At 59.1% G+C, this 14,595-nt stretch carries 12 protein-coding genes and 4 tRNA genes; 12 read left to right on the plus strand and 4 right to left on the minus strand.

The genetic code is table 11. The features are described from left to right. The first annotated feature begins 20 nt into the window (after positions 1–20). From rfbA to IT763_RS00645, 12 genes are all read left to right on the plus strand, one after another. Positions 21–902 carry a glucose-1-phosphate thymidylyltransferase RfbA gene (gene rfbA / locus IT763_RS00590; RefSeq protein WP_016929505.1) on the plus strand — a complete coding sequence of 294 codons (882 nt, stop codon included), beginning with the start codon at positions 21–23 and terminating at the stop codon, positions 900–902. After that, entirely contained in the window at positions 880–1,611 is a 732-nt protein-coding gene (gene rffC, locus IT763_RS00595; protein ID WP_016929504.1) for a dTDP-4-amino-4,6-dideoxy-D-galactose acyltransferase, read from the plus strand. Before rfbA ends, rffC begins: the two co-directional genes overlap by 23 nt. Continuing rightward, on the plus strand, positions 1,598–2,728 hold the full coding sequence (gene rffA / locus IT763_RS00600; protein ID WP_033634227.1) for a dTDP-4-amino-4,6-dideoxygalactose transaminase: 1,131 nt from the start codon (positions 1,598–1,600) through the stop codon (positions 2,726–2,728). The genes rffC and rffA overlap by 14 nt, the downstream gene beginning before the upstream one ends. A gap of 1 nt (position 2,729) precedes the next feature. Then, on the plus strand, positions 2,730–3,980 hold the full coding sequence (gene wzxE, locus IT763_RS00605) for a lipid III flippase WzxE (RefSeq protein WP_016929502.1): 1,251 nt from the start codon (positions 2,730–2,732) through the stop codon (positions 3,978–3,980). Beyond that, the gene (locus tag IT763_RS00610; RefSeq protein ID WP_206195072.1) at positions 3,977–5,062 is read left to right on the plus strand and encodes a TDP-N-acetylfucosamine:lipid II N-acetylfucosaminyltransferase; all 1,086 of its coding nucleotides are present in this window, start codon (positions 3,977–3,979) and stop codon (positions 5,060–5,062) included. The genes wzxE and IT763_RS00610 overlap by 4 nt, the downstream gene beginning before the upstream one ends. Further along, positions 5,059–6,426 (plus strand): ECA oligosaccharide polymerase, encoded by a 1,368-nt coding sequence (gene wzyE / locus IT763_RS00615; RefSeq protein ID WP_016929500.1) that lies wholly within the window; start codon positions 5,059–5,061, stop codon positions 6,424–6,426. Before IT763_RS00610 ends, wzyE begins: the two co-directional genes overlap by 4 nt. 14 nt (positions 6,427–6,440) lie before the next feature. Further along, entirely contained in the window at positions 6,441–7,181 is a 741-nt protein-coding gene (wecG, locus tag IT763_RS00620) for a lipopolysaccharide N-acetylmannosaminouronosyltransferase (protein ID WP_206195073.1), read from the plus strand. A 365-nt stretch (positions 7,182–7,546) separates the two neighbouring features. Then, positions 7,547–8,950 carry an amino acid permease gene (locus IT763_RS00625; protein WP_004934226.1) on the plus strand — a complete coding sequence of 468 codons (1,404 nt, stop codon included), beginning with the start codon at positions 7,547–7,549 and terminating at the stop codon, positions 8,948–8,950. 135 nt (positions 8,951–9,085) lie between these two features. Next, a tRNA-Arg gene (locus tag IT763_RS00630) sits at positions 9,086–9,162 on the plus strand. A 63-nt stretch (positions 9,163–9,225) separates the two neighbouring features. Then, positions 9,226–9,301: transfer RNA gene (locus tag IT763_RS00635), tRNA-His, on the plus strand. Between the two features lie 41 nt (positions 9,302–9,342). Beyond that, positions 9,343–9,429, plus strand: a tRNA-Leu gene (locus IT763_RS00640). A gap of 74 nt (positions 9,430–9,503) precedes the next feature. Further along, positions 9,504–9,580 (plus strand) — tRNA-Pro (locus IT763_RS00645). A 719-nt stretch (positions 9,581–10,299) separates the two neighbouring features. On the opposite strand, the gene hemY is transcribed toward IT763_RS00645, so the two are convergent. The 4 genes from hemY to hemC are packed head-to-tail and all read right to left on the minus strand — an operon-like array spanning position 10,300 to position 14,325. Next, positions 10,300–11,496, minus strand: coding sequence for a protoheme IX biogenesis protein HemY (gene hemY / locus IT763_RS00650; RefSeq protein WP_033639014.1), 1,197 nt, complete (start codon positions 11,494–11,496; stop codon positions 10,300–10,302). Between the two features lie 3 nt (positions 11,497–11,499). Then, positions 11,500–12,624 carry a uroporphyrinogen-III C-methyltransferase gene (hemX, locus tag IT763_RS00655; RefSeq protein WP_016929498.1) on the minus strand — a complete coding sequence of 375 codons (1,125 nt, stop codon included), beginning with the start codon at positions 12,622–12,624 and terminating at the stop codon, positions 11,500–11,502. A gap of 22 nt (positions 12,625–12,646) precedes the next feature. Beyond that, positions 12,647–13,387, minus strand: coding sequence for a uroporphyrinogen-III synthase (hemD, locus tag IT763_RS00660; RefSeq protein ID WP_049299799.1), 741 nt, complete (start codon positions 13,385–13,387; stop codon positions 12,647–12,649). Then, positions 13,384–14,325 (minus strand): hydroxymethylbilane synthase, encoded by a 942-nt coding sequence (hemC, locus tag IT763_RS00665; RefSeq protein ID WP_004934233.1) that lies wholly within the window; start codon positions 14,323–14,325, stop codon positions 13,384–13,386. Before hemC ends, hemD begins: the two co-directional genes overlap by 4 nt. Between the last annotated feature and the right edge of the window lie 270 nt (positions 14,326–14,595).

Genomic DNA, 14,595 nt, shown 5'->3' on the forward strand with positions numbered 1-14,595 from the left:
CGGCGGGTTTTGGAGTACGTATGAAAGGTATTATTCTGGCTGGCGGTTCCGGTACGCGTCTGCATCCGATTACTCGTGGTGTGTCCAAGCAACTGCTGCCGATCTACGACAAACCGATGATCTATTACCCGTTGTCGGTGCTGATGCTGGCGGGAATCAAAGACATTCTGATTATCTCCACGCCGGAAGATCTGCCTTCATTCAAGAGGCTTTTGGGCAGCGGCGAAGCATTCGGCATTAATCTAAGCTATGCCGAACAGCCAAGTCCCGATGGCCTGGCTCAGGCCTTTTTGATCGGCGAAGAATTTTTGGCCGGTGAGCCGAGCTGCCTGGTATTGGGTGACAATATTTACTTTGGTCAGGGGTTCAGTCCCAAACTGAAAAGCGTTGCAGCGCGCACCACCGGTGCGACCGTGTTTGGCTATCAGGTGATGGATCCCGAGCGCTTTGGCGTGGTGGAGTTTGACGACCACTTCCGTGCGCTGTCGATCGAAGAAAAACCGGTTAAACCGAAGTCTAACTGGGCGGTGACCGGCCTGTACTTCTACGATAGCCAGGTGGTGGAGTTTGCCAAACAGGTGAAGCCTTCTGAGCGCGGCGAGCTGGAAATCACCAGCATTAACCAGATGTATCTGGAACGCGGAGAGCTGGCCGTCGAGCTGTTGGGGCGCGGTTTTGCCTGGCTGGACACCGGCACTCACGACAGCCTGCTGGAAGCCAGCAGCTTCGTGCAGACGGTCGAGAAACGCCAAGGCTTTAAAATCGCCTGTCTCGAGGAGATCGCCTGGCGCAATGGCTGGCTGGATGATGAGGGCGTGAAACGCGCGGCTCAGACGCTGGCCAAAACCGGTTACGGCAAATACTTACTGGATTTATTGCATGCGCGTCCACGCCAGTATTGAACCGCTGAATTGGGAGAGCGACTTCTTCCACTTGAAAAGCGCCAAGTTACATTTCGATAGCTCGGCAGCGCCCGTGGCCGAGGCTGATTTGGATGCTTATACGTTGGTGCAGGCCAAAATCCCCGCTTGCCGCCTGGAGTGGGCCGATGCGCTGTCGGCGCTGGGATTCCGGCTGGTCGAAGGGGAAGTGGACCTGGCAGTGAACGTTGCGTCTGAAAGCACGACGGCCGATGTCGCTTCGGCGGCTGCGGTGCGTCTGGCCGTTCCCGAGGATATCCCGTCATTGCGGGCTGCCGCCGGTGAGGTGTTCGCCGCCAGCCGGTTTCGTGCACCGTGGTACGATCGCGCCGATAGTGGGCGATTCTATGCGGCCTGGATCGAAAAAGCGGTGCTGGGCACCTTTGATCATCAATGTTTGCTGGTACTGAACAACCAGGGGCAACCCGAAGGCTTTGTCAGCCTGCGTGACATTGGCGGCCAGGAAACGCGCATCGGCCTGTTGGCGGCTTTCCCCGGTGCATTCGGCCGGGGCGTGGGCGCCAGGCTGATGACGGCGGCGATCGCCGAATGTCGACGGCAAGGGATGCAGCGCCTGCGGGTCGCGACCCAGGTAGGCAATATCGCCGCATTACGACTCTATCAACGACAGGGTGCCGTGATTGAAAGCACCGCGTATTGGTTATACAGAGGTAGACATGATTCCATTTAACGCTCCACCGGTTGTTGGCACTGAACTGGAATATATGCAGGCTGCCATGGGCAGCGGCAAGTTGTGCGGCGACGGCGGTTTCACCCGTCGCTGCCAGCAGTGGATGGAACAGCGTTTCGGCAGCGCGAAAGTGTTGTTGACGCCTTCCTGCACCGCGTCGTTGGAAATGGCCGCCATCCTGCTGGATATCCAGCCGGGTGACGAAGTGATCATGCCGAGCTTTACCTTCGTTTCAACCGCCAACGCCTTTGTGCTGCGCGGCGCCAAAGTGGTGTTCGTCGACCTGCGTCCGGACACCATGAATATCGACGAAACCAAAATCGAAGCGGCGATCACCGATAAAACCCGCGCGATCGTACCGGTGCACTACGCCGGCGTCGCCTGCGAGATGGATACCATCATGGCGCTGGCGAAGAAATATAACCTGTTCGTAGTGGAAGACGCCGCGCAGGGCGTGATGTCGACCTACAAAGGCAAGGCATTGGGCACCATCGGCCATATCGGCTGCTTCAGCTTCCATGAAACCAAAAACTACACCGCCGGCGGCGAAGGCGGCGCGACGCTGGTGAACGATCCGGCTCTGATCGATCGGGCGGAAGTCATCCGCGAGAAGGGCACCAACCGCAGTCAGTTCTTCCGTGGCCAGGTGGACAAATATACCTGGCGCGATATCGGTTCCAGCTATCTGATGTCTGACCTGCAGGCCGCCTACCTGTGGGGCCAGCTGGAAGTGGCGGAACGCATCAACCAGCGCCGTTTGGCTCTGTGGCAGAAGTACTACGACAGCTTCCTGCCGTTGGCGCAGTCAGGGCGCATCGAGTTGCCGATCGTGCCGGCGGACTGTGAGCACAATGCGCACATGTTCTATATCAAGCTGCGTGATATCGAAGAGCGCACGGCCTTTATCGACTACCTGAAGGAAGCCGAAATCATGGCGGTGTTCCACTATATCCCGCTGCACGCGTGCCCGGCCGGCGAACAGTTCGGCCGCTTTGCCGGCGAAGATCGTTACACCACGCAGGAAAGCGCGCGTCTGGTGCGCTTGCCGCTGTTCTACAATATGTCTGATGTCAATCAGCGTACGGTAATCAATACCATCCTGAGCTTCTTTGCCTGATATGTCGTTGGCAAAAGCATCGATATGGACTGCCGGCTCCACGCTGATCAAAATCGGCGTGGGGCTGTTGGTGGTGAAACTGCTGGCGGTGGCGTTTGGCCCCAGCGGGGTGGGGCAGGCGGGTAACTTCCGCCAGTTGATTACCGTGCTGGGCGTGCTGTCCGGCGCGGGTATTTTTAACGGCATCACCAAATACGTGGCGGAGTACCACCAGGATCCGCAGCGTCTGCGTCTGGCGGTGGGCACCGCGTCGAGCATCGTGCTGGTTTTTTCGACCTTGCTGGCGCTGGTGTTTTTGTTCGCCGCCGAACCGATCAGCATTGGGCTGTTCGGGCATGCCGATTACGTCGGCGTGGTGCGCGCCGTCGCTTTCATTCAGATGGGCATCGCCTACGCCAACCTGTTCATGGCGGTGCTGAAAGGCTATCGCGACGCGATGGGCAATGCGCTGGCGGTGATCGGTGGCAGCCTGATTGGCGTGGTGGCTTATTACCTGTGCTTCAAGCTGGGGGGCTATGAAGGCGCGCTGGCGGGGCTGGCGCTGGTGCCGGCGTTGGTGGTGTTGCCTGCCGGGCTGATGCTGTGGCGGCGCAAAACGTTGCCGCTGCGCTATCTGGCGCCGCGTTGGGACAAACTCGTGGCCGGCAACCTCGGCAAATTCACCCTCATGGCGTTGATCACCTCGGTGACGCTGCCGGTGGCTTACGTGATGATGCGTAACCTGCTGGCCGCGCATTACGGTTGGGATGAGGTGGGGATTTGGCAGGGCGTCAGCAGCATTTCCGATGCCTATCTGCAGTTCATCACCGCCTCGTTTACCGTCTATCTGCTGCCGACGCTGTCGCGGCTGACGGACAAGGGCGCCATCTCGCGGGAGATCGTGCGCTCGTTGAAATTCGTGCTGCCGGCGGTAGCGGCGGCGAGCTTTACGGTGTGGCTGCTGCGTGATTTCGCCATCTGGCTGTTGTTCTCGGACAAATTCGTCGCCATGCGCGATCTGTTTGCCTGGCAGCTGGTGGGCGACGTGCTGAAAGTCGGGGCCTATGTGTTCGGCTATTTGGTGATCGCCAAAGCGTCGCTGCGCTTTTATATCCTGACGGAAGTCAGCCAGTTTCTGCTGCTGACGCTGTTCTCGCACTGGCTGATCCCGCTGCATGGCGCGCTGGGGGCGGCTCAGGCCTATATGGCAACCTACATCGTGTATTTCGCGCTCTGTAGCTGCGTGTTTCTTATTTATCGTAGACGAGTATGACCACACTGATTCACGTTCTGGGATCCGATATCCCGCATCATAACCAGACGGTGCTGCGCTTCTTCAATGACGTGCTGGCGCCGCGTCTGCCGGCTGAGCAGACGCGGCATTTTATGGTGGCGGCCAAGGATGTGGCGGCACTGGGAGATTTCCCCGCCCTGAACATTGAGCCCTACGCGGATAAGAAAAGCCTGGCGGCGGCGGTCATCGCGCGCGCCCAAGCCGATCGCGATACGCGTTTCTTCCTGCACGGCCAGTTCAACCCGGGGCTGTGGCTGGCGCTGCTGAGCGGCAAGATCAAAGCGCGTCAGGTCAGTTGGCATATTTGGGGCGCCGATCTGTATGAAGACGCCGCCAGCTGGAAATTCCGGCTGTTCTATCTGCTGCGCCGCATTGCGCAGGGGCGGGTAGGGAATGTGTTTGCTACCCGCGGCGACGTGATTCACTACCAGCAGCGCCATGCGCGGGTGCCGGCCTCGCTGCTGTACTTCCCGACCCGCATGGATCCGGCGCTGACCGACGTTCACGTCGAGAAAAACCTGGCCGGGCCGATGACGATTCTGGTGGGCAACTCCGGCGATCGCAGCAATCGGCATATCGAAGCGCTGCAGGCGATTCATCAGCAGTTCGGCGCCGACGTGCGCGTGATCCTGCCGATGGGTTATCCGGCCAACAACGATGCTTACATCGAGCAGGTGCGCGCCGCCGGATTGCCGCTGTTCGGCGAGAAAAACCTGCAGCTGCTCACGCAGCAGGTGGCGTTTGAGGACTACCTCAATATTCTGCGCGCCTGCGATCTCGGCTATTTCATTTTCAATCGCCAGCAGGGGAGTGGCACCCTGTGCCTGCTGATTCAGTTCGGCGTGCCTTTCGTGCTCAGCCGGCAGAACCCGTTCTGGCAGGATTTGGCGGAACAGCACCTGCCGGTGCTGTTCTACGGCGACTCGCTCGACGAGGCGGTGGTGCGCGAAGCGCAGCGTCAGCTGGCGGCGGTGGATAAACAGGCGATCGCCTTCTTCAATCCGAACTATGTTGACGGCTGGCAGCAAGCCCTGGCGTTGGCAGCGGGAGAGCATTCATGACGTTGGCGCAATTCGGCGGCCTGTTTGTCGTCTATCTGGTCAGCCTGACGTTTATCCTGACGCTGACCTACCAGGAGTTTCGGCGCGTGCGCTTTAACTTCAACGTCTTCTTCTCGCTGCTGTATTTGCTGACGTTCTATTTCGGCTTCCCGTTAACCTGCCTGCTGGTGTTTCAGTTTGACGTCGAGGTGGTGCCGGTGGAGTTTCTGCTGTACGCCCTGCTGTCGGCGACGGCGTTTTACGCCATCTATTACGTCACTTACAAGACCCGGCTGCGCAAGCGCCGCACTCAGCCGCGCGCGGCGCTGTTTACCATGAACCGGGTAGAGACTCATATGACCTGGGTGCTGCTGGCGCTGGTGGCGATCGGTACCGTGGGCATCTTCTTCATGCAGAACGGCTTCCTGCTGTTCAAGCTCAATTCCTACAGCCAGATCTTCTCCAGCGACGTGTCCGGCGTGGCGCTCAAGCGGTTCTTCTACTTCTTCATTCCGGCGATGCTGGTGGTCTATTTCCTGCGGCAGGATCTGCGCGCCTGGTTCTTGTTCCTGGTGGCGACGGTGGCGTTCGGCATTCTGACCTACGTGATCGTCGGCGGCACCCGTGCCAACATTATCATCGCTTTCGCGCTGTTCCTGTTTATCGGTATCGTGCGCGGCTGGATCACGCTGTGGATGCTGGCGGCGGCGGGCATATTCGGCGTGGTCGGCATGTTCTGGCTGGCGTTGAAGCGCTATAGCCTGGACGTCAGCGGCGCGGAAGCGTTTTATACCTTCCTCTATCTGACCCGCGATACCTTCTCTCCGTGGGAAAACCTGGCGCTGTTGCTGCAAAATTACGACAAGATCGATTTCCAGGGCCTGGCGCCGATCTTGCGTGATTTCTACGTCTTTATCCCAACCTGGCTATGGCCGGGCCGGCCGGACGTGGTGCTGAACTCCGCCAACTATTTCACCTGGGAAGTGCTGAACAACCACTCCGGGCTGGCGATTTCGCCGACGCTGATCGGTTCGCTGGTGGTGATGGGCGGCGCGCTGTTTATCCCGATCGGCGCGATTCTGGTGGGCATGATCATCAAGTGGTTCGACTGGCTGTATGAGCTGGGCAAAACCGAGCCGAACCGCTATAAGGCGGCTATCCTGCAAGGATTCTGCTTCGGCGCGGTGTTCAACATGATCGTGTTGGCGCGCGAAGGGGTGGACTCATTCGTGTCGCGCGTGGTGTTCTTCTGCATTATTTTCGGCGCCTGTCTGGTGCTGGCGAAGTTGCTGTATTGGCTGTTCGATACCGCCGGGCTGATCAAGGCCAGAGTGACGCGTGCCCGCGCGCTGGCGTCTCCGCCTCGGGCCAACGGTCTTTTGTAAGGGTAATGAGAACGATGGAAACAAAGATTTCGGTGCCGCAGTATGAGCTGCGCGGTTTCAGCCGGTGGGGCTTTCGCGATATGGCGCATTGCATGGACTTTCTGTTCGACGGCGGCCGGGTCAAACAGGGCACGCTGGTGGCGATGAACGCGGAAAAGATCCTGAAGGCGGAAGAGGACCAGGCGCTGCATGCGTTGCTGGATGAAGCGGAGTACAAGTACGCCGACGGCATCAGCATGGTGCGCTCAATCCGCCGCAAATACCCGGCGGCGGATGTGTCGCGCGTCGCGGGCGCCGATCTGTGGGAAGCCTTGATGCAGCGCGCAGGCCGCGAAGGCACGCCGGTCTTCCTGGTCGGCGGCAAGCCGGAAGTCTTGGCGGAAACCGAGCAAAAGCTGCGCAGCCAGTGGAATGTCAACCTGGTGGGCAGCCAGGACGGCTATTTCAAACCGGATCAACGAGAGGCGCTGTTCGAGCGTATTCGCGCCAGCGGCGCCGCTATCGTGACGGTGGCGATGGGATCGCCGAAGCAGGAGCTCCTGATGCGCGACTGCCGCAAGGTGTATCCGCAGGCGCTGTATATGGGCGTGGGCGGCACCTACGACGTCTTTACCGGGCATGTGAAGCGTGCGCCCAAGGTGTGGCAGAACCTCGGTCTGGAATGGCTCTACCGCTTGCTCAGCCAACCCAGCCGCATCGGCCGACAGTTGAAGCTGTTGAAGTTTGTCGGCTACTACTACAGCGGCAAGATGTAACCCCTCATCCGGGGTGGAAAGTGCTGTTCCGCTCCGGACTGCTGTACCAATAATCTGCTTTTGCGCGTTTCTCCCGCATATCTATAACCCTCGGCCCTAAACGCCGCCGCATTTATTCCATAAAGTTTTAAATTGCGGTTTGCTTATAGCGGCGAAATGCGAAACGATACCGCCCGGAAATTATCCCTGGCCGCTGAAGCCTGATGCGACAGCGCTGAACGATGTTCTTCTCACGGTAACTTCGCTCCGACTACCCGTTGATGCCAACTCGAACGGCAGGGGATGATTTATTCTTTTAATAATGACAATAACGACCGGCAGCGGCCGGCAGGCAAACACAACCCGAGAAAAACTATTGAGGATTTATGGCACACAAAGAGAAACCGCAAGGGCTACACCGAGGCCTTGAAGCCCGGCACATCGAGCTTATCGCTCTCGGGGGCACCATCGGTGTCGGCCTGTTTATGGGATCGGCCAGTACGCTGAAATGGGCGGGGCCGTCGGTACTGCTGGCTTACATCATCGCCGGGCTGTTCGTATTCTTCATTATGCGTTCGATGGGGGAGATGCTGTTCCTTGAGCCGGTCGCCGGGTCGTTCGCCGTTTACGCGCACAAGTACATGAATCCCTATTTCGGCTACCTGACCGCCTGGGGCTACTGGTTTATGTGGATCGCCGTCGGCATTTCGGAGATCACCGCCATCGGGGTGTATGTGCAGTTCTGGTTCCCGGAAATACCGCAGTGGGTTCCCGCGCTGATCGCCGTGGCGATGGTGGCGCTGGCCAACCTGGCGGCGGTGCGTCTGTACGGTGAGCTGGAGTTCTGGTTCGCCATGATCAAGGTCACCACCATCATCGTGATGATTCTGGTGGGGCTGGGGGTGATCTTCTTCGGTTTCGGCAACGGCGGTGAACCTATCGGTTTCGCCAATCTGACGGCGCACGGCGGCTTCTTTGCCGGCGGCTGGAAGGGCTTCCTGTTTGCGCTGTGCATCGTGGTGGCGTCCTATCAGGGGGTTGAGCTGGTGGGCATCACCGCCGGGGAAGCCAAAAACCCGCAAGTGACGTTGAAACGCGCGATCAACAATATCCTGTGGCGCATCCTGATCTTCTATGTCGGCGCGATCTTCGTCATCGTGACCATCTTCCCGTGGAACGGCATCGGCACCACCGGCAGCCCGTTCGTGCTGACCTTCGCCAAGATCGGCATCGTCGCCGCCGCCGGCATTATCAACTTTGTGGTGCTGACCGCCGCGCTTTCCGGCTGCAACAGCGGCATGTACAGCGGCGGCCGCATGCTGTACGCCCTGGCCAAGAATCGCCAACTGCCGGCGGCGCTGACCAAGCTTTCCGCCAGCGGCGTGCCGGTCAACTGCATCGCCGTCACCATTGGCTGCCTGTTGGTGGGCTCCGCGCTGAACTACATTATCCCTAATCCGGAGCAGGTGTTCGTCTATGTCTACAGCGCCAGCGTGTTGCCGGGCATGGTGCCGTGGTTCGTGGTGCTGATCAGCCAGCTCTATTTCCGCCGCGCGCACAAGGAAGCGATCAAAAACCACAGTTTTAAGTCGATCATGTTCCCGTATGTGAACTATCTGACCATCGCTTTTCTGGTTTGCGTGCTGGTCGGCATGGGAATCAACCCGGATACGCGAATTTCCCTGCTGGTCGGGGCGATTTTCTTAGCGGGCGTCAGCCTGTGCTACTTCGCTTTCGGCATGCATAAGAAACATCATCCGGCTGAAAATCGGGTAGAAACACGGCAATAAACGGTGAAAAGGGGCTACGGAGTGCGCTTTCCTGCGCAGGAGTGAGCAAAGCGTAATCAAACGCAACATTTCTGCGAAAAAGCACTAGACAGGATTGGCGTAAATCCGTAGTATCCCCTCCCGCAACGGCGCTACGCGCCCGTAGCTCAGCTGGATAGAGCGCTGCCCTCCGGAGGCAGAGGTCTCAGGTTCGAATCCTGTCGGGCGCGCCATTAAGTTTGTGCGCAGGAGCTGCGGTGGTAATATTACCGCGTGAGTAAGAAGAAGTAGTAATGGTGGCTATAGCTCAGTTGGTAGAGCCCTGGATTGTGATTCCAGTTGTCGTGGGTTCGAGTCCCATTAGCCACCCCACTTCCTGATGAAGTGAAGATTTAGCAGTATTTTGTGACAGTGCGAAGGTGGCGGAATTGGTAGACGCGCTAGCTTCAGGTGTTAGTGTTCTTACGGACGTGAGGGTTCAAGTCCCTCTCTTCGCACCACGCAAAATGTCTGATAAATATAAGATTTATATGGACAGCGGTCTGATAAATCGGGTAGTATGAGCAACACAAATCGGCGAGTAGCGCAGCTTGGTAGCGCAACTGGTTTGGGACCAGTGGGTCGGAGGTTCGAATCCTCTCTCGCCGACCACATTCGAAAAACCTGCTTTTAAAGCAGGTTTTTTTTCGTCTGTCGTTTATGAGGATGAGTACCTCCGCAGGAGGAGCCTCGCGAAGCGAGACGAGAAGGCAGGCCCGCGCAGCAATGTGCGGGCTTTTTGCATCCATGAGGGCTGGCATCTTGTGCCTGCATGTGAGCGTGTTGGTTTTCAGCGACATGACCATCCAGCGCTGTCGTCAGGTTGAGACAAATAATTTATTGATTTTAAAAGATAAAACCGGATTTGGCTTAAGCCGTCGTTTTGAAGCGACATTCTTATAACGGCCTCTGGCATGGAATGCCAGGGAGAGGTATCAGGCAGGGAGGGTGGGGAGGAAGTATAAATTATTTATATTTCAATGCATTGAATTAAATTTCCTATTGGAGACGGGCTCAATCTAAAAGTTGGCACGTCAAATGCAATATCTATAGCGTAGATGCTCATTCCACCTCTTATGTTCGCCTTAGGCTTCATAAACCCTGGGAATGACGCAGAGCCGATTTAGGGTGCCTATCGCCCACGAGAACGATGACTAACCCGTCATCACGCTCAGGGCAAAACGTTGAGTGAGGCACCGCCCCTGTTGTCCTAGACCTGATTGCTTCTTTATACACTTGCCATACGGCAAGTGTTTTTTTTTGCGCCACAGAAAACCCCGGGCAAAAAAAGCGCGGCATCGGAGCCGCGCTTTTCTCACTTGGGCAGGGCGTTATTCGCCGCCGTTCTGTTTCAGCGTCAACATCAGTCCCTCACGTCGCATCTGCGCCGCTTCATCCGAACGATGCAGTTTTTCCAGCGTATCGGCCAACCAGGCGTAGTCGTAAGCATCCGGGCGCTGTTTCAGCGCTTCGCGGAAGGCGTCGGCCGCTTGCTGCCACTCGCCGTGCTTCATCAGCAGTTGCCCCAGCGTGCTGTTTAACAGCGGCGTCGCGCCGTGTTGTTTCATCTGCTGACGCAGCGCTTTCTCAAGCTGCTCGGGGTTGCCGGACTTCAGCCGCGGCAGCAATAGCACCAGACGCTCGTCGTATTGGCGCTTCAGGCTGTCGAGCACAATCTCCTGCGCCAGTTCGTGGTCGTTGCATTCGATCAGGTGTTCCACCATCGCGATTTGCAGCGGCACCTCGTGACGCGTCTTGCGGCTCTGATCTTTCCACCAGCGCTTCAGGCCTTCGCTGCCTTCGTCCGCCATCGCCTGATTCATCAGCCCGATATAAGCCTGTTGCTGCAATGCCTGCAACTGCTCTTCACTGTGCAGTTCGATTTTACGCATCGACGGCAGCACTTCCAGCAGCGACGCGTAGGCGCCGGTGCGCAGATAGGCTTGTTCCGCCAGGCGCAACACTTCCGGATGGCGCGGCGCCTGGTTCAGCAGGCGATCGACGCCGTGGCGCGCGGCGTGGTTCTCGCCCTGCGCCAGCTGGATACGAACCCGGGTGATATCCACCGGCAGCTGATCGGTGTCGGCGGCTTCAGCGGCGCGCTCCAGATATTGGTTGGTGCGGAAGTCATCGCCGCGTTGTTGTGCGGCCTCGGCGGCCAGCAGGTAGTTCACCACCGGCTGTTCGGCGTGGTCGGCGTTGCGCGTCATCAGCTTTTCAACCTGCTTGTAGTCGCCTTCCGCCAGTTTGATCAGCGCGGCTTTGGTTTGCTGGCGCGCGCGGGTGCGCTTGCGGCCGATAAACCAACCGCGCGTACGGGCGCCGGTACGGAAGATACGGCGCAGGATCCATTCGATCGCCAGCAGCACCACGAACAGCAGCACCAACATGATCACCAGGCCGGTGACGCTGGTTTCGACATTGTAGTTATCGGTCTGGATCAGCACATAGCCCTGATGCCCGGCCAACATCGGCCCGAGCACTACGCTGGCGATCACCACCAGGAACAGAAATAGCACGCGTAACATGGCTTAACCCTCCTGGTGAGCGGCAGGGGACTGGGTCATCAGGTTGCGCACCCGGGTCTGCATCACTTTTTCGAGCAGCGGTTGGCTTTTCAGCTGATCCGGCACGTCCATCGAGATCGACTGTTGGCTCAGGTTGTCCAGCTCTTCCAGGAAGGCCTTGGTCGCCGGATCGGTGGTGTCGAAATAGGCGCGCACCCAGGTGGAGACGGTTTCCAGCGATTGTTTGTAGGTCTCGTTCTGATGGCGCGGGATGGCCTGTGCGGCCACCAGCAGGCGCGAACGGATATTTTCGCGCAGGTAGATGTCCTGGTTCGGCGCCAGCAGCGGTTCGGCGCTGGTGTCGCGGCGGCGGATGGTGATGAAGTCGGCCATGAAATTGCGCCAGCTTTTGGCCAGGTTCTGCCGCCATTCGCCGATCGAGCCGGAGAGCTCGCTGCTGTTTTGATCCATCGGCGCTTCGTCGGTGTCGTTGTCCGCCAGGCGCAGGTTATCCACCTGATTGGACAGCTGATTGACCTTGAGGATGATGCCGTCGTAATCGACCTGGGTCAGCGTGGAAAGCGTGCTGATGTCTTCGGTAATGGCGCGGCGCACATCGAGCAGGCTCGGATCGTTCATATCCGCCAGGCTGGCGTCGGCGCTTTTCAGCAGCGCGGCGGCGCTGGTCACGTCCTGATCGCTCCACAGCTTGCGGCCGGCCATTTTCACCAGGAAATCGGCCTGCGCCAGCAGCCAGGTTTTGGCGTCGCTGCCGGAGATGGTCGCCACTTTTTCCTGCAGCTCGCTCAGTTGGCGCGCCAGGTTCGCCTGCTCGCGATCGGCGGCGTCCAGGGTTTTACCCTGTTGCTGCAGCAGGCCTTCCAGCGCATTTCTTTCCTGCTGTTGGCTCTGCTTCACGCCTTCAAGCTGCTGTTGCAGCGCCTGATTGGCGGCGATCAGCTGTTGCGCCTGCTTGTGCGTGTGGTAATAGCCGCCCGCGCCGAGGGCGATGACCAGCACGATAGCGATCGCGCCGAGCACCGGGCCGGTGTTCTTGCCTTTGCGGCTGGCAGCGGCTGGCTGCTGGGAGCTCTCAACCGCGGTGGTTGGCTCTTCAACCGGGGCGGCTGGGGTATTTTGTTCCGTCATAGTGGCACATCCCATAGTCAGATTATTGTAGCGCGCGGATCAGCGCGTCATTATCGGCGTTGTCAGCTACCCGAATCGTACGCCAGCCCAATTCCCGGGCGAGGGTAGCCAGGCGTTCGCTCACTACTACCAGGCGGCAACGCAGCAGCCATGAAGAACGATAGTAATCAGGAACTAAAGTATAGAGCTGTTGTAACATTTCACCGCTGGTCACCACCAGCGTATCCACACCGGCGCGCTGCCAGTGGGCGCTTTGCTCGCTGCCGTCATAGTGCACCGGGCTGCGTTGATAGCATTCATAATAGCTGACGTCGGCGCCGCGCTCGCTCAGCGTCGACCCCAACAGTTCGCGGCCGCCGTTGCCGCGCAAAATCAACGCGCGTTTGCCCGCCAGCTTTTGCAGCGCCGGCAGCAGCAGCAGCGTTTCGCTGATCTCGCGTTCGCGCGGGTATTCCACCGGCAAACTGCTGATGCGGTGCAGCGCCAGCCCGGTGGTGCGGCCGATGGCGTAATAAGTCAGGTGCGCGGGCCAGCTCAGCCCGGCGCGGCCAATGACCGAATCGGCATAGTTCACCGAATGCTGCGACAGCACGAACACCAGATCGCCGGCGTTCAACTGTTGCAACGCCTGCGGCAGCTGCGGCAGATCGCCGCCGGGGGCGAAGTCGATCAGCGGCGCATGATAGGCAACCCGGCCGAGTGCGCGCAGCCGGCTCACTAACTGCTCTCCCGAAGGCGATGGGCGGGTTACCAGGATCGTCATGCCGGCGGATTTCCCTGATAAACTTCGCGCAGGATCTCGCGCGCGCCGCGCGCCAGCAGCTCTTCCGCCAGCTCAACGCCCATCCGTTCGGCTTCGGCGGCCGGGCCGCGGCGTTCGCCGCGCACCATCTGGCTGCCGTCCGGCGCGCCGACCAGGGCGCGCAGCCACAGGCTGTCGCCATCCAGTTCGGCATAGCTGCCGATCGGCACCTGGCAGCCGCCTTCCAGGCGGGTGTTCATCGCCCGCTCGGCGCGCACGCGGGTTTCGGTGGCCGCATGGTTCAGCGGCGCCAGCAGCGCGCGGGTGACGCTGTCGTCGAGACGGCATTCAATGCCGACCGCACCCTGGCCGACCGCCGGCAGGCACTCTTCGGCGCTCAGCGGGCTGCGGATGCGTTGCTCCAGCCCCAGGCGCTTCAGGCCGGCCACCGCCAGAATAATTGCGTCGTAGTCGCCGTTATCCAGCTTGGCCAGGCGAGTGCCGACGTTGCCGCGCAGGTCGCGCACGATCAGATCCGGGCGGCGTTCGCGCAGCTGGCACTGGCGGCGCAGGCTGGAGGTGCCGACCACGCTGCCCTGCGGCAGCTGATCGAGCGAGGCGAAACGATTGGAAACAAAAGCGTCGCGCGGATCTTCGCGTTCGCAAATGGTGGTCAAACCGAGCCCGGCAGGGAAATCGACCGGCACGTCTTTCATCGAGTGCACGGCGATGTCGGCGCGGCCTTCCAGCAGCGCCAGCTCGAGTTCTTTAACAAACAGGCCCTTACCGCCGACTTTCGCCAGCGGCGTATCCAGAATAACGTCGCCGCGCGTCACCATCGGCACCAACTCGACCTGCAGGCCGGGATGGCAGGCCATCAGACGTTGCTGCACATAATGTGCTTGCCAAAGTGCAAGCGGGCTTTGTCGGGTGGCAATTCGAATAATTTTGTCTAACATGCTTGTTACCGTTTTTATATTTCGCCATCCATCCTACCACTGAGAGCCAATACTGTCAGTGCAAGAAGCCGGAGGCGGAAAAAGGACAACGGAATCAAAGGGACGTGTGATGTGCTTTGGGGCAGTTAACACTGCGGGTAAATCGTTTAGGGAAGCGCTACAATAATTGTGAAGCGTTACCTCCTTTACGGTCAATCAGCAAGGTGTTAAATTGATCACGTTTCCAGCAATAAGTCGCCAAATATTCTTCTTACACTAACGGCGCTTATG

Origin of the sequence: Serratia sp. CMO1, assembly GCF_015689115.1 — a bacterium.
GTDB classification, from domain to species: domain Bacteria; phylum Pseudomonadota; class Gammaproteobacteria; order Enterobacterales; family Enterobacteriaceae; genus Serratia; species Serratia marcescens.